Origin of the sequence: Bradyrhizobium manausense, from assembly GCF_018130615.1 — a bacterium.
GTDB classification, from domain to species: Bacteria; Pseudomonadota; Alphaproteobacteria; order Rhizobiales; family Xanthobacteraceae; genus Bradyrhizobium; species Bradyrhizobium manausense_A.
Genome location: NZ_JAFCKB010000016.1, coordinates 43,070 through 61,354 on the forward strand (window position 1 = coordinate 43,070; position 18,285 = coordinate 61,354).

At 60.1% G+C, this 18,285-nt stretch carries 17 protein-coding genes and 1 riboswitch; of the genes, 15 read left to right on the top strand and 2 right to left on the bottom strand.

Annotated features, from left to right (window positions below; genetic code table 11):
- The first annotated feature begins 210 nt into the window (after positions 1-210).
- Complete coding sequence (locus JQ587_RS25780; RefSeq protein WP_212427160.1) at positions 211-1,077, top strand: alpha/beta fold hydrolase; 867 nt, start codon at positions 211-213, stop codon at positions 1,075-1,077.
- Between the two features lie 221 nt (positions 1,078-1,298).
- Here the strand turns inward: JQ587_RS25780 and JQ587_RS25785 are convergent, their stop codons facing one another.
- A complete protein-coding gene (locus JQ587_RS25785) occupies positions 1,299-2,189 on the bottom strand; it encodes a LysR family transcriptional regulator (protein ID WP_212427161.1) in 891 nt (296 codons plus the stop codon).
- Between the two features lie 242 nt (positions 2,190-2,431).
- Here JQ587_RS25785 and JQ587_RS25790 point away from each other — a divergent pair, with 242 nt between their 5' ends.
- Together JQ587_RS25790 and JQ587_RS25795 are read left to right on the top strand one after the other, a co-directional pair.
- The gene (locus JQ587_RS25790; protein WP_212427162.1) at positions 2,432-3,409 is read left to right on the top strand and encodes an ABC transporter substrate-binding protein; all 978 of its coding nucleotides are present in this window, start codon (positions 2,432-2,434) and stop codon (positions 3,407-3,409) included.
- A gap of 182 nt (positions 3,410-3,591) precedes the next feature.
- Positions 3,592-4,536, top strand: a complete 945-nt coding sequence (locus tag JQ587_RS25795) for a PDR/VanB family oxidoreductase (RefSeq protein ID WP_212427163.1) — start codon at positions 3,592-3,594, stop codon at positions 4,534-4,536.
- A gap of 186 nt (positions 4,537-4,722) precedes the next feature.
- On the opposite strand, the gene JQ587_RS25800 is transcribed toward JQ587_RS25795, so the two are convergent.
- Positions 4,723-5,742 (bottom strand): aromatic ring-hydroxylating oxygenase subunit alpha, encoded by a 1,020-nt coding sequence (locus JQ587_RS25800; protein ID WP_212427164.1) that lies wholly within the window; start codon positions 5,740-5,742, stop codon positions 4,723-4,725.
- A gap of 219 nt (positions 5,743-5,961) precedes the next feature.
- On the opposite strand from JQ587_RS25800, the gene JQ587_RS25805 reads away from it, so the two are divergent.
- The 12 genes from JQ587_RS25805 (at position 5,962) to JQ587_RS25860 (ending at position 18,264) form a co-directional block, all read left to right on the top strand.
- Positions 5,962-6,342: a hypothetical protein gene (locus JQ587_RS25805; protein ID WP_212427165.1), complete on the top strand. Its 381-nt coding sequence runs from the start codon at positions 5,962-5,964 to the stop codon at positions 6,340-6,342.
- 71 nt (positions 6,343-6,413) lie between these two features.
- On the top strand, positions 6,414-7,574 hold the full coding sequence (locus JQ587_RS25810) for a mandelate racemase/muconate lactonizing enzyme family protein (RefSeq protein ID WP_212427166.1): 1,161 nt from the start codon (positions 6,414-6,416) through the stop codon (positions 7,572-7,574).
- Positions 7,575-7,612: 38 nt separating this feature from the next.
- The gene (locus tag JQ587_RS25815) at positions 7,613-8,791 is read left to right on the top strand and encodes a M24 family metallopeptidase (RefSeq protein WP_212427167.1); all 1,179 of its coding nucleotides are present in this window, start codon (positions 7,613-7,615) and stop codon (positions 8,789-8,791) included.
- A 127-nt stretch (positions 8,792-8,918) separates the two neighbouring features.
- Entirely contained in the window at positions 8,919-10,358 is a 1,440-nt protein-coding gene (locus JQ587_RS25820) for an amidohydrolase family protein (protein WP_212427168.1), read from the top strand.
- Between the two features lie 51 nt (positions 10,359-10,409).
- A riboswitch (glycine riboswitch) is annotated at positions 10,410-10,512 on the top strand.
- Positions 10,513-10,659: 147 nt separating this feature from the next.
- On the top strand, positions 10,660-11,943 hold the full coding sequence (locus tag JQ587_RS25825) for a D-amino acid dehydrogenase (protein ID WP_212427169.1): 1,284 nt from the start codon (positions 10,660-10,662) through the stop codon (positions 11,941-11,943).
- 142 nt (positions 11,944-12,085) lie between these two features.
- Positions 12,086-13,174 (top strand): NAD/NADP octopine/nopaline dehydrogenase family protein, encoded by a 1,089-nt coding sequence (locus JQ587_RS25830; RefSeq protein WP_212427170.1) that lies wholly within the window; start codon positions 12,086-12,088, stop codon positions 13,172-13,174.
- The gene (locus tag JQ587_RS25835) at positions 13,171-14,061 is read left to right on the top strand and encodes a dipicolinate synthase subunit DpsA (protein WP_212427171.1); all 891 of its coding nucleotides are present in this window, start codon (positions 13,171-13,173) and stop codon (positions 14,059-14,061) included. Before JQ587_RS25830 ends, JQ587_RS25835 begins: the two co-directional genes overlap by 4 nt.
- Positions 14,058-15,404 carry a dihydroorotase gene (locus tag JQ587_RS25840; protein ID WP_212427172.1) on the top strand — a complete coding sequence of 449 codons (1,347 nt, stop codon included), beginning with the start codon at positions 14,058-14,060 and terminating at the stop codon, positions 15,402-15,404. Before JQ587_RS25835 ends, JQ587_RS25840 begins: the two co-directional genes overlap by 4 nt.
- Complete coding sequence (locus JQ587_RS25845; RefSeq protein WP_212427173.1) at positions 15,401-16,087, top strand: resolvase; 687 nt, start codon at positions 15,401-15,403, stop codon at positions 16,085-16,087. The genes JQ587_RS25840 and JQ587_RS25845 overlap by 4 nt, the downstream gene beginning before the upstream one ends.
- Positions 16,087-16,287: a 2-hydroxymuconate tautomerase gene (thmT, locus tag JQ587_RS25850; RefSeq protein ID WP_212427174.1), complete on the top strand. Its 201-nt coding sequence runs from the start codon at positions 16,087-16,089 to the stop codon at positions 16,285-16,287. Before JQ587_RS25845 ends, thmT begins: the two co-directional genes overlap by 1 nt.
- Entirely contained in the window at positions 16,284-17,273 is a 990-nt protein-coding gene (locus JQ587_RS25855) for an isochorismatase family protein (protein ID WP_212427175.1), read from the top strand. Before thmT ends, JQ587_RS25855 begins: the two co-directional genes overlap by 4 nt.
- Positions 17,274-17,523: 250 nt before the next feature.
- Complete coding sequence (locus tag JQ587_RS25860) at positions 17,524-18,264, top strand: GntR family transcriptional regulator (RefSeq protein WP_212427176.1); 741 nt, start codon at positions 17,524-17,526, stop codon at positions 18,262-18,264.
- Positions 18,265-18,285 lie beyond the last annotated feature (21 nt).

Consider the following 18,285-nt stretch of genomic DNA (forward strand, 5'->3'; position numbering starts at 1 on the left):
CGCCGCGAGGGCTGTCAGCGACGCGGGCAAGGTTGGATGGGTCGCGCGGTGGGCGAAACGTCCCTGGCGAACCTCGCGCGTGAGGACATTGACGATCGATAGCTTCGGCGATCGGAAGAAAATCCTCGACATCGTTCTACAATTGCGCTCCCATTCGAGAGTCTCGTGCATTGCTGCGGTTCGTCACACTGTGCTCTGGAAGATAGCTGCATGAAGAATGTTGCGCCGTTGATCGCGATTGGTTTCGCAGCCCTGACGATGAGTGCGATCACGTCCGCGCACGCTGACGACCGCGTTATCTCAACCAAAACCGGCGGGCAGGTCGAATTTCAGATCGACGGCAGCGGGCCAGCAGTATTGATGATCGCATCGCTCGGGCGCGGCGCTACCGATTTCGACGACCTGTCACGCCGATTGGTCGATGCGGGTTTTACGGCTGTTCGTCCGGAGCCGCGTGGGGTTGGGAAGAGCACCGGGGCGATGAATGACATCACATTGCATGATCTGGCCGCGGATGCCGCAGCGGTCATCGAGTCGCTTCCCGCTAAGCCGGTCATTGTAATTGGCCATGCTTTTGGGCAGCGTGTTGCACGGACCCTTGCATCTGATCGCCCGGATCTGGTCCGAGCCGTGATTATGATCGCCGCAGGTGGCAAGGCGCCGCTTAAGCCAGGTGCTCAGGAAGCTCTGGCGGGAAGCTTTCGGCTTGACCAACCCGTTGAGAAGCGGATGCAAGATGTGAAGTTCGCGTTCTTCGCTCCCGGCAATGACCAGAACGCATGGCGCGATGGTTGGTACCCTGAGGTATCAAGAGCACAAATGTCCGCGTTGAAAGCAACTCCAGTCGAAGGTTGGTGGAATGCTGGCTCAACTATCCCGCTCTTGGTGCTCCAGGGACTGCAGGATGCTGTAGCGCCGCCCGAAAATGGTCATATGATGAAAGAAGCAATGGGTGATCGCGTCGTATTGGTCGATATCGATGGCGCAGGCCACGCGATGCTACCAGAGCAACCGGAAAAAATCGCTTCGGCGATTCTCAGTTTTGTAAGCAAATTGCCTGCAAAGAATATCAAATAGTTTAGATGTTCCCGGTGCCTCGCAATGCGCTCAGGAGCAAATTGCGACTGGGCGGCGTCCCGGTTCAAATTGTTCGAACTAAGCTCAGCCGCCGAGGCTATTGTTGTGCTCAATGGTGATCACAATTGTCGATCTCTACACTCCTCGACAAGCCAACCGCGTTCTTCTTGCATGCGGCTCGAAACACCGCACATACCGGGGCAGTATCCGAGCGCGTCCCTCTACGAGCGTGCAATGAGGCGCTGGTGTCGTCGCTGCGCGACATCTTGAATGAGAGATCGTAACCATTGCAGCCCGGGGTCTCTCTCGTGGGAGATGCGCCACTGAAGGACGTCCGTCATGAGCGGAAGCGATATGGGAGATTCCACTTTCCTAATAGGTAAGGTGGTCGCTGCGCGCTCTGCCAGGTCTGCGGGTATCAGCGCCAGGAAGCGTGTCCCGATGATGGCCTCCGGAATGAGCGTGAAGCTTGGCGCGGTTATCCCGGCTCGGGGAGCGCGACCGAATTGTTTGAAGAACCAGGTCTCGATGAACGTCGTCCGTTCGCTATAGGCTTGTGCATGGCGCATCTCGAGGAACTGATCGAGCGTCAGGCTGTCCCCGACAGTCTCGTTGCCCTGCCACACGATGCACACGTAACTTGTTGCGGGGAGAGCAGTGAATGGACAGTCCTCCAACATGAAGCGATCGGGAACGATCAGGAAATCGATTTCTGTCCGAAAGAAACGGGTGCTTGGACCCTGGTAGAAGATGTCCACCGAAGGCGCCGTCGTACGCAGTTCAGCCAGGATATCGACAATAAGCGTTGCCCATACGTAGTCGGAGCACGCGATCGTAAACTGCCGCTCGGACGTCGCGGGATCGAAGGAGCTTCGCATCGCCAGGAGCTTTTCCGTTTCGGTCAGAATGGCCCTGAGCGGGCCGGTCAGTTCTTCGGCGAGAGGAGTGAGAGCCATTTGGCGACCGCGACGCACGAGCAACTCGTCCTCGAAATGTTCGCGCAGTCTGGATAGGATTCCGCTGGTGGCGGACTGGCTCAGAAACAATCGCTCGGCGGCCCGCGATATGTTCTGGTGGGTCAAGATTGTGTCCAGTGCGACGAGCAGGTTCATATCCAGGTGCCGGAATCGCATGGGGGTCCTCTTTGGGGTTTCCATGGCACTATAAGGAGGTCTGGCCTCCCATCCCGGGCATGAATGTATCCGACACGCTGATGGCTATTGAGCTTTTCCGCTTGCGGCGGCAAGCAACCGCTTGACACGAACTAAATGTGATCACAATATTAGATCAAGTTTGTGATTGCAACGGGATGTTCAGCGATCCGGGGCGCTGGTCCGCAAAGAGGAAGGCACCCATGCCGAGACTGTTCAAGCTTCTTGTCGCAGCTTCAATCGCCGTGTCGTCCTTCACGACGGCGGCGCGCGCGTTGGACACGGTGAACGTCAGGTTTAGCTGGAAGCTGAAGGGAGAATACGGGTTCTTTTATCTCGGTAAGGAGAAGGGCCTTTACCAGAAAAACGGAATCGACGTGGTCCTCGGAGAAGGCGCGGGTGCGCAAGCCGCGCTCGGTGGACTTGTCCGCGACAACGAAGATGTCGTGATCGTGCCGGCGATCTTCGCCATTTCGGCGATCGAGAAAGGCATGCCGGTCAAGCTCGCCGCGATATACCAGGAGCGAGCCCCAATGGCCTTCATCTCCTGGCCCGACAAGCAGGTGACGACACCGGCGCAATTGGAGGGGAGGTCGGTCGCCGTGTCGGTCGGGGATCCAGCCACAACCTACCTCGATGTTTTTTGCGCCTTGAACAAGATTAGCTGCGACAAGATCAACAAGGTTCAACTCGATCCACAGCTCAGGTTCGCGCAGTTCATCCAAAAGCGCGTGGATCTCATCTCCGTCTATACAAACGTCGACCTTCCTCTGGTCGAAGAGCGGACCGGCAAGAAGTTTGCCGTGTTGGACCTGCCGAAATTTGGCCTCGGTGTTCCTGGACTGGCCGTCGTTGCCAGCAATAAGGGAATTACTGAGAAGGCGGATCTGCTCAGGCGCTTTCTCGCTGCGACTGCGGAGGCAATCGAGTTGACGAGGTCGGAGCCCGCGATGGCGGCCGCCGCCCTGAAGAAGGCCTGGAGTGCGGCTCCTTCCGACGAATTGATAAAGGCTCAGATCGTTGCAACTTCGGAAACGATGGCGTCGGGGCAAGGCAAGCCCGTTGGCTGGATCAAGGACAAGACGATATCGGATGCGCTAAGTCTGTTGTCGGCGACGGAGCATCTCGAGTCGGCCAAGCCGCTTGCCGATTTCTACACCAATGATTTGCTGAAGAAGTAGGCTGCCCTCCGTCCCCTGAACACACGAGCTATCGATCAGGTCGATAGTTCGGCTCCAATAAACCAATTTCCGCCATCGAGTCGAATTGAATAACCTTCACCGTCAGCAAGCGACCAGTTGGCCGCCGAGCTGATCTTTCACAAAATCTGGCTGTTATGGCGATGGTCGATTCGAGAAATACGATGGATGTGAGGATTCGAGAAGTACATCACATCGCGACCGACATTGTGAGCGTCGAGCTCGAGTCGGCAACCTCCAGCGTATTGCCGGCCTTTTCTGCTGGTGCGCACGTTGACGTTCACGTATCGGACGGGATCGTGCGTCAGTATTCGCTTTGCAATGATCCATCTGAATCAAGCTACTACAGACTTGCAATCCTGAAGGATGCGAACTCGAGAGGAGGATCCAGGGCGGTTCACGAGACGTTTCGTGAGGGAATGAGCCTGAAGATCGGGCAACCCCGCAATAATTTCGAGCTCATTGAAGATGGCGGACGTGCGATCCTTCTCGCGGGAGGGATCGGGATTACTCCGCTGCTGTCGATGGCGTACAGATTGCAGACACTTGGCGCAGAATTCGATCTTCACTTGTGCGTCCGTACCTTGGATCGCGCGCCATTCCTCGACGAAATCGCGGCGACGCCATTTGCGAGCAAGTTTCGATTACATGTCGACAACGGGCCGGCAGACCAGTGCTTTCTGCCCGAGAGAGATATCCAGTTCGGTTCTTCGCAGGCAAGAGTCTACGTCTGCGGTCCCAAGGGCTTTATGGACTTTGCCGTGTCCGGTGCGAGAAGAGCAGGTTGTCCGGACGAAAGGCTGCATACCGAAAGTTTTTCAGGTGGCGATGTCAAAGGCGGACACTCGTTCACTGTCGTTGCTTCACGAAGCGGCCGGAGGCTGACGGTGCCCGGTGACAAATCCATCGCGACGGTTCTCGAAGAAAATGGAATAAGCGTCGATCTGTCGTGCGAGCAGGGAATATGCGGAACGTGTCTGACAAGAGTGCTTAAAGGTCAGCCTGAGCACAGGGATAGCTTCCAAACGGCCGCCGAGAAGCTCACGAATGATCGGATTGCCATCTGCTGCTCACGCTCGCTGTCCGACGAGATAGTCCTCGAAATCTAGCGCAGTCCACTCTCGCGTTGGAATCCCCGATCCAGCAGCGAGCCTCCAGAGTGGGCGCGCTGGCGACAGCCGACCCGCGGCCCAAAAAGTGGCCGCCAGCAAGACGTGGCGGCCAAGTCTGGGAGGAAATCGGACGACCGCATCCGCGACCGGAGTTCTTCCTGTCGCGAAGCGGCAGCGGAACGATTAACTCTGTTCAGCCTGGAGTTGGGCTTCCACGATCCGCCGCGCCCTGACGGCAGGTCCATCGGTGTGCAGAAGGACCGGCTTCAACGACATGAGCTCGCTCGTATTCACCGCGCGCTGCTGAGCCTCGATGACCGGCTTGTCCTCATCATCGAAAACGGCGACGCCGACCCGCAGCAATTCGTGGCTGAGGTCGTCTTCGTTCTGGCGAAAGTCACGGGACATCGCCCAGAAGTAGTGCGACGACGTTTCGGTTTCCGGCGTCAGCAGGTGCGAGGTCGGAATCGAAATTCCTTCCTCGACCGGTCTGTTGACGCCCGTCATGCCCACGTCGAGTAGAAGGAGAGACGGTGGGTTCCAGCGCATGAAGTTGCGATGGTCTCCGCGTTGATCCCCGGGATATCCGAGCATCTGAAAATACTTGTTGGGCAGTTGATTGGGGCGCGAGAATTTCGCCCAGACTTCGTTGGATTGCGCATCCTTTTCGGCTTCGAACCGGGGCGGCCCTTCCGCGTTCTTGAACATCGGGTGGACGTATTGTCCGTGGCTCAGATCGAGCAGGTTGTCGGAAATGAGCTGGTAGTTCGCCTGGACGTGAAGATAGCTGCAAACCGTGCGAAACTTCGGGTTCGTCAGGACACTGAAGTCCGCAATTGTGGATTCGTCGGCCTTGCTCGCTTCTCCAAGCCAGAGCCACACGACGCCATGCTTCTCGGCGATCTTGTAGCTCTTGACTTTGGCCGCCCGGGGGATCTGTCCGTCGCCATGCGGGTTGAGCGTGCACGCGCCGGTCTGGTCGAAGCAAAGGCCGTGGTAGCCGCATTCAACGCTATCGCCTTTGATCCGTCCGAGATGCAGCGGAACAAAGCGGTGCGGGCAGCGGTCGGTAAGGCCGACGACGTTGCCGGCTTCGGTGCGATAGAAGACGATGTTCTCGTTGGCAATCTTTCGGGCCAGCAGATTGCGGGTCACTTCAGTCGACCATGCGGCTGCGTACCAGGTGTTTTGAATGAACGGCATGGGCTCCTCTTTTGCTCCGCCTGTTGAACGCGGTGGGCAAAAGTCCCATTGTTGGAAAGGTTTTAAAAATCAGCATTCTCAATGCGAACTATCTGGATCTCCGATAGTTCGCCGGGCGAGCCAAGGCCGCGCGTTCGTTTGAGAACGGCCACTCCCATGATAACGGCATGCAGTTGTCGCCGGCGCTTCAGTTCAGCGACCATCGTCCATCTCGTAGACGTGTCGCTCGAACCGTTCGAGCAGCGTATGCATCGTCCGGCGCGCTTCCGCAAATGCCTCGGAGCCGCCCCGGACGGCAAGATCGGCCTCATAGGCTTCGCGAGACGGAAATCTGCATTCCCATCGGACATCGGGCCCGTTGCCCTCGCGCAGAACGAAAATGTCTCCGGGCTCGAGGCCGAGCGCGCGCCTGATCGCTGTCGCTCTTCGTCGTTGTTGGAGCACCACCGGCGCTTGGCCGTCTTTGGCGAAATAGTTGGTTGTTTCGACGATGGTCAATTCGTTCCCCCTCTGGCCGCGACTTCGCAGCGCAGCACCATGTCGGGCGAGAATTCGGTGCTGCGGCACTTGATCTTCCATTTACATGATCATAAAGTGTGATCACACTAAGAGATCGCAATGCCAGTGTATCGAGCCTAATTCGCAGCGACAACAGATAAAGGCAGGCCGGTTTGCCCACGATCAAATCCATCGAAACATTGATTGTTCAACTGCCGACGCGGCGCGAGCACAAATGGGCGGGGCTGACCGAGGTGATCGGCCGATACGTCATCGTCAAGATGGTGGACAGCGACGGCAGGGTCGGTTGGGGCGAAGCGCCGGCACTTAAGGACTGGGGCGGCGAATTCGGGCGCTACTTTGGCGAATCCGCGCTCATCACCCGCACCGTGATCGACACCTATCTCGCGCCAGCCGTTGTCGGCGTCGAGCTCGGCAATATTGCCGAGCTGCATGCGCGGATGGATGCCATCATCAGGGGGTATCCCTATTCCAAGGCCGCCGTCGAATTCGCCGCCTACGATCTGGCTGGTCGCTGGCTCGGTGTTCCCGTCTCCACCCTGCTCGGCGGACAGGCGCGCGATCGTGTGCCGGTGACGCATTCCATCGGGTTGATCTCGATCGAAGAGGCCCGTCTCGAGGTCGCAAAGCTCGTGAAGGAGGGGGTGCGCACCATCAAAGTGAAGATCGGGGTCGAGCCCGACCGGGATGTCGCCATGGTCAACGCCGTGCGAGAGGTCGCTGGCGACGCCGTCGAAATCTGCGTCGATGCAAACGAAGGCTACAAGACGCCGGGAGAGGCGGTGCAGGTCGTTCGGCGGATGGAGAAGAACCGGCTGAAATATGTCGAGCAGCCGGTCATGGGAATCGAGCGCATTGCCGAGGTCGGTCGTCGCATCGACGCGCCGGTGATGGCCGACGAGTCGGCGTGGAATGCTCATGACTCGATCCAGATCGTCCGGTCCGGCGGAATCCAGATCGTGTCCATCTACACGACGAAAGCCGGCGGTCTGTACAAGGCGATGGAAGTTGGCGCGGTGTGCCGCGCCGCAGGCATCATCTGCAACGTCAACGGCTCGATCGAAACGGGCATCGGCAATCTCGCCAACGTCCAGCTCGCCGCGGCATCGCCGGCCGTCACATTGTCCTGCGTCATTCCGGTTTCGACGCCGGCGGAATTCCAGCACGGTCAGGTTGGTGGCATCTACTACAAGGATGATCTGCTCGTCGAGCCGATGAAGGTGGTCGACGGCGCGATCATGGTTCCATCCGGCCCCGGGATGGGCATCGATGTCGATCTCAAGAAAATCGAGAAATACCGCGTGCGTGATTGAGCGCGGAACAAAGAAGCCTGGAGAGAAGAGGAGAAATCATGCGGGCAGAAATCGTCGCGAAGCAGGTCGAGTCAATGTCCCGGTATGGGCTCGATGCCATCATCTGCTCCTCGCCGGAGAACTTCTCCTATACCGCCGGGTTCGTGGTCCCCTCGCAACCTCTCATCCGTCACCGCCATGCCATGACCATCGTCACCGCCGACGGCCGCAAGGCCCTGTTCGGCGTCGATATGGAGGCGTCGACCATCAAGCGCCGCCAGCCGGACGTGCCGACCCGCATCTGGGCCGAGTTCAGCGACGATCCGATGATTGTGCTTGCCGATCAGCTGGCCGGTCTCGGTCTCGGTCAGGCTCGCATCGGCCTCGAGATGGACTACCTGCCCGCCGGTGACTTTGCCCGGCTGATGAAGGCCATGCCGGCGGCGAAATTCGAGCACGCTGAGCCGATCCTGGCGCGGCTTCGTCAAATCAAGACACCGGGGGAAATTGCGCTTCTGCGCAGGCTCTCCCGGATTGCCGATCAGGCCATAACGGATACGCTCGCGGTGGTCGATGAAGGCGATTCCGAGATGGACATCGCGGGCCATCTCACCCGCAATGTGTATTCCCTGGGGGCCGATCACTTCAAGCTCATGATCGTGGCGACCGGCGAACGCAGCGTGTTGCCCAATGTCGGCCCGTCGGAGCGCATCCTGAAGCGCGGCGACATCTGTCGCGTGGAAATCTTCTCCGTCATCGACGGTTACCAGGCCGGCGTCTGTCGTACGGCGTTCGTCGGCGAGGCGCCACCCGTGGCCGAAAAGATCTGGGCGCATCTGGTCGAGTGCAAGTACGAGATCATGGAGAAAGTGAAGCCTGGCGCGAGCTGTCGCGAGATCTACGATGCGTTCATCGCCAAGCTGAGCAAGCTCAATCTGCCGCCGATTTCCTTCGTGGGGCACGGCATCGGCCTGCACCTTCACGAGGATCCTTACCTCGGAGTGACACCGGTGCTGGGTAAGCCGGGAAGTGACGCGCCGCTGGAGGAAAACATGGTGCTCGGTTTCGAGCCGCTCTGCTACGACACCGGCCATGGCTTCGGCATGCAGAACAAGGACATGTTGCTGGTGACCGCCAAAGGCTCGGAGTTGCTGTCGGATTACGCCAACACCGATCGGCTGATTCCCACCGGAACCGCCAAGAAAGGCGGAGCGGTGAAGCGGGCCGCGGTCGCCTAGCGGCGATTCTTCGGTCCGCAAACGATCGGACGAATGGTTTCGTCCGATCGCGCTGCCGAAAATTTCCCGTCGTCACGGCGGGGAGCCAGGCATACAGTCCGCGAAAGCAAGTATTGGGTGAAGAGGCATGCGCACACTGATCAAGGACTTGAACTTCGCTTTCACGGTCGACAAGAACGATACGGTCCTGCGCAATGCCAGCCTCGTGGTGGAGAACGACCGCATCGCCGATATAGGCCCTTCTCGAGAGGTGGCGGCGCGGCACAAGAACGCCAGCTTCGACAAGGTGGTCGATGGCAGGATGCTCGGCGCCTGTCCCGGCTTCGTCGACAGCCACGTTCATCTTTCGGAGACGCTGTCGCGCGCGGTATTCCCGGATAATCTCAACACACGCGCCTGGGTCTTCCACTGGGCGAAGCCGTTTTACGCTCACATCACCGAAGAGGACGAATACTGGGGCGCGCTGCTCGGCATTACGGAGATGCTGCGCTGTGGCACCACCTGCTTCCTCGACATGGGGTCACAATACGACCCCGGAATCGTCGTTCGCGCGATGGAAAAGGTAGGCATTCGTGGCATCACCGGGCGCCACGCCGCCGACAATCCCCCGCCCGAGCTCCCCCGTGGCTGGACCAAGGAAATGGTTGATCATCATTTCTTCCCGAACGCCGAAGCGGCGCTCAAGGTCCTGGAAGACTGCGTCATCCGCTACAACGGGGCCCTCGATGGCCGTGCTCGTTGCTGGGTTAATATCGAGGGCAAGGAGCCGTGCAGCCTCGAGCTCCATGTGGGCGCCGTGAAGCTTGCCGAGCGGCTAGGTGTCGGCACGACCTACCACCTCGCAACGTCGATCGAAGAGGCGAGGGTCTGCGAGAAGAAATACGGCTCCTGGCCGATCACCCGTATCGACAAGGCGGGGGGCATCCGGAAAAACCTGGTGATCGCCCATGGTGCGGCGGTGTCGGACGAAGAGGTTCGCCTACTTGCCGATCGTGGTGCCAGCGTCGCCTTCTGCCCGTGCTCGTCGTTCAAGCTTGGCAAGGGTGCAACTGCCATCGGCAAATATCCGGAGATGGTGAAGGCGGGCGTGAAGGTTGGACTCGGCACCGACGGTGTGTCGGCCGCCGGCAACATGAATCTGATGCGGCAGATGCTGATCGTCGCAGGCATGTTCAAGGATGCACGCTTGCAACCCGACATCTTTACGGCGCGGCAGGCCTTGCGCGCCGCGACCATCGAAGGTGCGAAGGCGTTGATGTGGGACGACGAGATCGGTTCGCTGGAGATCGGCAAGAAGGCTGATCTCATCCTGTTTGATCTCGATCACGTGGAGTGGACGCCGTTCTACGATCCGCTGCAAGCGCTGGTGTTCTCGGCATCGACCGCTTCGATCTCCCAGACGTGGGTCGACGGCAAGGTGTCGTACGCCGACGGAAAGGTGCAGGGCGTCGATGAGGCGCAGATTCGGCGCAAGGCTCGCGAACTCGCGGCGGCGGCGGTCGAGCGCGCCGGTCTGCATGACGAACAGGTCGAAACATCCACCACACTCTACGACGAAGGGAATTGATAGATCGCCTTCCGTGGCGGGGGCGCAAGGCAGAAGGACAACACACGTTCAAGAGGCTGCATGGAAGAGACCGGTCGCCGCCGTGGCGGTATTGACCGGCGCCGAAGGAGCAACCCCCAGGAAACTCTCAGGCAGAGGTGACCGTGCAGCTGAACGATCTGGAGAGCGGCACTGCGAGTGCCCACCGAAGGGGACCGCCGCAACGGCCAAGCCGTCGCGGCCAATCTCTCAGGTACAGCGACAGATTGGGGATGAGCCGCGGGCTTCGGCCCGCTCCCATTTTCTATCGCGGAGAGAGCAAATGCCCCATATCGCCATCATCGGCGCTGGTATCACCGGCGTCACCACTGCCTATTCCCTTCTCAATCGCGGCTATTCCGTCACGGTGATCGACCGGCAGCGGTATGCCGGAATGGAGACCTCGTTCGCCAACGGCGGCCAGCTTTCGGCAAGCAATGCCGAGGTCTGGAATAGCTGGTCGACGGTTTTCAAGGGAGTGAAGTGGATGCTGAGGCGCGATGCGCCGCTCCTGATGAATCCTGCGCCCACCTGGCACAAATATGCCTGGCTTGGCGAATTCGTCCTCAACATCGGAAGCTATCGCAACAATACAATTGAGACCGTGCGGCTCGCCATTGCTGCGCGCGAGCATCTGTTCGCGATTGCCGAGCGCGAGGGCATCGACTTCGATCACGAGCGTCGCGGTATCCTGCACATCTATCGAGACAAGGCGAGCTTCCAGCAGGCACTGAAGGTCAATGCAATTCTGGTGGACGGAGGGCTGGATCGTCGCCCAGTCACCGCCGCGGAGGTGAAGTCGATCGAGCCAGCCCTGCATGGCAATTTCTTTGGCGGCTTCTACACCCCGTCGGATTCCACCGGCGACATCCATAAGTTCACCTACGGTTTGGCCAAGGTATGCGAGCGGCGAGGCGCCCGCTTCATCTTTGACGCCACAGTGAGGCGGATCGACCGGGACGGTGTCCATTGCATCGAATACTCGCATGACGCGCCTTCCGGCGACCAAGGGCGGGTCGATCAGATCATCGAGGCCGATGGGGTCGTCATATGCGCAGGTTCGGCGAGCCGCAACTTTGCGGCGATGCTCGGCGATCGCCTGAACATCTATCCGGTGAAGGGCTATTCTATCACCGTGCATCTTGACGACGAGCAGAGCAGGAAGGCGGCTCCCTGGGTCAGCCTGCTCGATGACGGCGCCAAGATCGTCACCAGCCGACTGGGCGCCGATCGCTTCCGCGTCGCGGGCACGGCGGAGCTCAACGGCATGAATCGCGACATACGCCAGGACCGCATCAAGCCGCTGGTCGACTGGACACGGGCGCTGTTCCCGTCCGTTGATACCAACAGGGTGGTGCCTTGGGCGGGATTGCGTCCGATGATGCCCAATATGATGCCGCGGGTCGGAAAGGGCAGGATGCCTGGGGTTTTCTACAACACCGGCCACGGCCATCTGGGTTGGACACTTTCGGCCGCAACTGCGGAGATGGTTGCCGAGTGCGTCGCCGGCGAATTGACTGCAAACCGTGCGGAACGCTTCCATTTGGAAGCCGATCGAATGGCATAAGCGATGCAGGCATGAGCCTATGCGCCATCGCATAGCCCTCTTTCGCAAGGAAGTGCTCGTTCGGCTTGACAACAGCATTTGTGATCATAATCTGTGATCAAATTATTCAGATGCGTTTGCCCTTGGATCTGCGGAGGACAGAATGAAGGTTGCAGTACTCGGGGCGGGCGCGGGCGGCGCAGCATCGGTTGCGGAGTTGGTCCTGGCGGGCCACTCCGTCCACTTCTGGGGGCGTTCCGCCGAAACGCTCGAGCCGCATCTCAAGCTCGGAGGCGTGGCGTTTGACGGAAAGCTCGGCGAGGGAATCGCCAAGCCTGTCCTGATTACGACTGATCTGAAATCGGCCATAGCGGGAGCGGATGTGGCGGTGGTTGCGCTGCCGACGTTCTCGCACGCGGCCATAGCTAATGCACTCGCCAAGGCTGGCTGGCCGTCGAGCAGGCCGGTCGTGCTCAATCCCGGCCACACCGGCGGAGCGTTGGAGTTCGCCGAAACCTATTCGCGCACAGGCCGCGCGGTGCCTCCGGTAGCAGAGTTCTCAACGCTCACCTATGTCGCGCGCAAGTACCGTCCCGATGGTGTCAGCATCAGCGGTCGAGCGAAGCAGCTGAAGGCTGCGGCTCTCAAGGGCGGCGCACAGGCTTTGGAGGTGGCTGCAAAGCTCTATGCGGGCGTTACACCCGTTGCTGACGTCATCGCCTCCGATCTCTCCAACGTCAACATGGTCCTGCACCCACCGGGCGCAGTGCTGGCCGCCGCCTGGGTGGAAGCGACCGGTGGTGACTTCACCTTCTACGTCGACGCAATGACGCCCGGCGTCGCCCGGGTGATGCGGCAACTGGATGATGAGCGGCTGGCGGTCGCCCGTGCCTTCGGGCATCAATTGCCGAACTTGATCGAGGAGATGAAGCTGCTCGGTACGGTGGAAGCCGATGTGGTCGACGTTACCGATTACCGCGCAGCGATTGCCGGCGGCGAGGCCAATCGCCGTATCAGGGGGCCAGACTCGCTCGCGTCCCGCTACTATAAGGAGGACTTCGGGCATGGCCTCCTCCCATTCCTCGAATTTGCGCGGATCGCAGACGTAGATGTGCCGGTGGCGGCTTCGCTCTATCGGCTCGCGCAGACCGTTGTCGGAACAGACTATCGGATCGGTGGGCGGACCGCAGAAGCGATGGGCATCTCCGGCATGTCCAGGGATCAGCTCATCGAGAAGGTGAGGGCATCATGACCTGGCACAACACAGTAATCGCCATAGTCGCCGGCGACGCACGCGAACAGGAGATTGCCCGTTGTGCCGTGAGGGCTGGTGCCGTCGTTCGTGCGTACGGCTTTCCATGGCCCGATGAGGGCATCGAGGGCGTCTATCATGCTACCGACGCAGCCGACGCGCTGAAGGGGGCTGACATCGCGCTCTTTCCGATTCCAGGCATCAGCGCGGAAGGCGCGCTGTTTGCGCCGAAGTGCCCCGAAAGGATCATTCCGACGCGCGAGATGCTGGCCGGCATGAGACCATCCGCCAACATCATACTCGGTTGGGCCGACCGCAACCTCAAGACTCACTGCGAAGCCCTCGGCATTACGTTGCATGAATACGAGTGGGATGTCGACCTGATGCTGCTGCGCGGCCCGGCGATCGTCGAGGGCGTATTGAAGGTGATCATCGAGAATACGCAGATCACCATCCACAAATCCAATGTCTGCCTGGTCGGCCAAGGCACGATCGGCTCGCTGTTGACGAAGACGCTGGTCGGCCTCGGGGCCCGTGTTCATGTCGCGGCGCGCAACCCGGTCCAGCGCGCGGCCGCCTACGCAGCGGGCGCCGATGTGCTGACGCTCGAGCAGTTGCCGGCAATCCTGCCCGGCACCGACATCCTCATCGGCAGCGTTCCGAAGCGACTGCTCGAGCGCGACCAGCTGGTTCTGTTGCCGAAGCACGCGCTGCTGGTCGATGTCGCAGCACCTCCGGGAACCATCGATCGGGATGCGGCTGCCGAGCTTGGGCTGAAGGCGGTCTGGGCGCGCGGCATGGGTGCGCGTGCCCCGATCACCGTCGGTCGGAGTCAGTGGACCGGCATCAGTCGGCGCATAGAGAACATACTGGAGCGAAAATCATGAAAGCGGACCTGGTCATCAAGAATGCGCGGGTCGTGCGCCACGACGGAGAGTTCCGTGGCGGCGTTGCGGTAGTCGATGGGAAAATCGCGCTGACAGGATCGGACGACGCTCTCCCGGACGCAAAGCGCACGATCGATGCCGAGGGACGGGTGTTGATGCCGGGCTTGATCGATCCGCACTGTCACCTCGGCGTGAAGTTTCCGTTCGCCGAGGATATGCGGACCGAGACGGCAGCCGCGGCATCCGGCGGCGTGACCACGGCGCTGCTCTATATTCGCAATCTCAAGGAATCCTATCTGCCGTTTTACGAGGAGCGCAGGGCGATCGGCGAAGAGAACTCGCTCATCGATTTCGGTTTTCATTTCGGCATCCAGCGCGAAGAGCATATCGCCGAGATTCCCGAGGTCATCGCAAAGACCGGCGTCAAATCCTTCAAATGCTATTTCGGGTACGAGCCGGACAATCCGATCGGCATCGTGCCTGCGACGGACGGCTGGGTTTATGCGGCGATGCGGATCCTGGCAAAAGTCCCGGGCGGGGTCATCAACGTCCATTGCGAGAACACGCAGATCGCCTCATGGATCAAGAAGGAGATCGCCGCCACCGGCCGTCAGGATCTTGGTGCATACACCGAGTCCCGCCCGGCCTTCTGCGAGGTGGAAACGATTCGTCGCATGATCTTCCTTGCGGAGAAAACCGGCTGCTCGCTTCACCTGGTCCACACCTCCGTGGGCATGGGTCCCGTGCTCGCCGCCGAGGCGCGGGCGCGCGGCGTGCATGTCACGGTAGAGACTTGCCCGCACTATCTCACCCGTACCTGCTACGACGAAGACCTCGACATGCGGGCCAAGATATCGCCGCCGCTCCGCGATCGTAACGAACTCGAGGGGCTTTGGCATGGGATGCTGAACGGCTCAGTGTACAGCCTTGGAACGGACCACGTGCCGTTCCTGCCCAAGAAGCTGGAGAACCTATGGACCGAATTCCCGGGTGTCGTGAGCTTCCCGTGGGAGCTGTCGCTGATGCTCCATTTCGGCGTCCATCAGCGCGGCTTGCCATTGAGCAGGCTTGTCGAGCTCAACTCCTTCAACCCCGCTCGTCGCTTCGGCCTGTGGCCACGCAAGGGTCACATTGACGTCGGCTTCGACGCTGATCTCGTGCTTGTCGATCTCGACGAGGAGCGCACGGTCAAGCATACCGGGAAGGGCACCTGCATCTACGAGGGGTGGAAGCTCAAGGGCTGGCCCGTGCTGACGGTCGCGCGCGGTGACGTTGTCTACGAGAACGGAATTGTTGCGGAAAGCGGCTTCGGTCGTGGCCGATGTGTGACCCGACCGTCATGACGGACATCGCCTTTCACCGGCTGGAGTTGGCGGGGCGGGAGCCGCTTATGCCCGGCCAACTATCGGTGAGCGAAGCGGTCGCCAGGATCGTGGCGCAGAAGGCGACGATCCGTCAGGAGAGACTGTCGGGAATCCACAATCCCTGGGGGCATGCCATCGGCTTGACCGATCCGTGGACGTTCTTGGGCATCTGCGAGAGCCAGGCTGTCGTGGATGAAGCGCGCAGCATCCTGGGACCGGACATCATCCTGTGGGACAGTGAGCTGTTCCCGGAAGCGCGCAAATATGCGCAGTTCTTGCGGGAGGGCAGGGAAGGCCGCTATTGGCCCGTCAGGCCACTTGCCGGAGCGATCGTCGTGCTCGGTATCGGCGGGGCCGGCCCGCGACCCGAGGCCATCAGTCTGAACGACATGCAGGAGAGCTTGCTCGACAGGCGAGATCCGTTGGATCCGATCTACGTCATCAGACTGTTGCCGGGCACCAGCCATTTCGATCGAAATCCGCTGCATCCAGCGCACCGCGCATGCATGGAAGAGCAGGTCCTGATCAACTATGCCAACCGCCCATTGTGGCTGCTCAGCGGTGTCGATCGGGCAAACAACGATCTGGTTACGGGCTTCTCGCTTGCCGCGCCCGCCTGGGCCTCCGGCGGCCCGCCAGCCGAAACAAGAGGAGAGACATAATGCCATTTGTGATCGTCGAAATGTGGGAAGGCCGCACGGTCGAGCAGAAGCGAAGGCTCGTGAAGGCCATCACCACGGCCATGGTCGAGGAGGCCGCGTGCAAGCCCGACCATTTGCATGTCGTGATCCACGAAACACCGAAGGATAGCTGGGGCCGCGCCGGCGTGCTCGGGATTGACATGGTGGAGGACAGGAAATGAGCCTCGAAGCCCTCGATTATCGCAAGTCGGCACTGTTGGTCATCGATCTCCAGAACGCCTTCATCCATGAAAAAGGCACGCTGGGTATCTCCGGCGTGGATACCAAACGGCTATCCACGATCGTCTCTCCGCTGGCCAAGCTGATCAAGCGGTGCCAGGAGACCGGCATCCCCGTCATCTGGACGATGCAGGAACACTTTGCCGTCGACAAGAACCGCGCAAAGAAAAAGCTGCTCGGCCATACCGCCCGGCGCAAGCAAGTATCCGCGCTCGCGGGCAGTTGGGATGAGGAGATCATCGACGAGTTGAAGCCGCTGTCCGAGTTCAATCCGTCCTTCGTGATCCGCAAGCACCGCTTCGGTGCATTCTACGAAACCCGGCTCGAGATGATGCTGAAGATGCTGGGTACACAGCATCTCTTCGTCACCGGAGCAACCACCAACGCCTGCGTTGAAACGACCATTCGCGAAGCTTACCTCCGCGATTTCGACGTGATCGCGGTCGACGATTGCGTGTCAGGCGTCAATGCAGACTGGGAAGCGACCGCTAAGCAGGTCTGGAAGCAATACTTTTGCGAAGTTGCGCCATCGTCCGAGGTTATCGACTGGCTCGGCGAACAGGTGAAGCCGCGGGTCACCAACTACGGACATCAGTTGATCATGGTCAATGACATCGACAAGTCGGTCGACTTCTACACCAATCAACTGGGATTCACGATCCGGCCGGCCAAGCCGCTCGCGGACGGGCGGCCCTTCGTCGCATTCCACCAGGGCATCGCGCTGATCAACGGCAAAACCAAAGATCATCGCCAGCTCGATCACATCGCCTTTGAGGTGAACGACGTGCGGGCGCTCGACGCAAAGCTGAAGAACGCGGGGGTGCGTTACTATGATCAACTGCACGATGGGCCTTACGGGTTGACCATCTACATCGCAGATCCCGATGGGACGAAGGTGGAGCTTTACCAGGTGGGGGCGACCGCCTGATCTTGCTGCCTTCGCACGGAAAGGCTTCGCCAGTCTGCTCGGCAGGCAGGCCTGAACAACCCAGGCTTGCCGACAAACAGTCCTTACGACCGGTGCGGTTGCCGCTCAACTCCAATTCCGCTATTGATCACAAGATCAGATCACAAGGATGCAGCAATCAAACGTCTTCCTCTCGGGACGGGCCAGCTCGATGTCCGAAGACCGCAGATCGGCGACGTGCAGCGTGCATTCAAGAAAGAGAGACGGGGAGATGCGGACTGAAAAAACAGAAGCTGGCGCAGGCGGCACCGAAGAACGTAAGCGGCAGCGCGGTCACATCTACGAGCGCGTTCTGAACTATATGCGCCGAGGCCTCATGGTGGGAGCCTTTGTTCCCGGCCAGGTCATGAGCCTGCGCAAGCTGGCGGCAGGGCTCGGCACGAGCCCGATGCCCGTTCGCGAAGTTCTGAGCCAGCTCGTCGCAGCCAATGCATTGGAGGAGACCAAGGGCGGCTCGGTGCGCGTGCCGCGGCTCAGCCCGGAAAAGCTCAGCGACATCTTTTCGGTAAGGGAGCTTTTGGAAGGTTCGGCGGCCGAACTCGCCGCCAAGAAGGCGACGCCTGCCCTGGTCAACGAGCTGACGTCCATCAACAAGCAATTGCTCCAGGCGATCGCCAAACGCGACATCCTGAACTGCCTGTCCTCCAATCAGAAGTTCCACTTCACACTTTACCAGGCTGGGGAGTCGGAGACGCTGACGCTGCTGATCGAGTCACTTTGGTTGCAGTTCGGACCCACCATGTACATGTCGCTGCTGATCCCCTCGATGCCTTGGAGCGCGTCGTACCACGCGGACATCCTGGCCGGGTTGAAGGAAGGCAATGCCACCGCCGTCAAGCGCGGAACCATCCAGGACATCCGCACGACCTGCAAGGCTTTGCTTAGTATCGCCGGATCGCAAGGAATCGAGCTGCCGTTCGCGCAAGGCATGGAGCTGCAGTTCGAGGACTAGAGAAATAGCAATGAGGAGCCC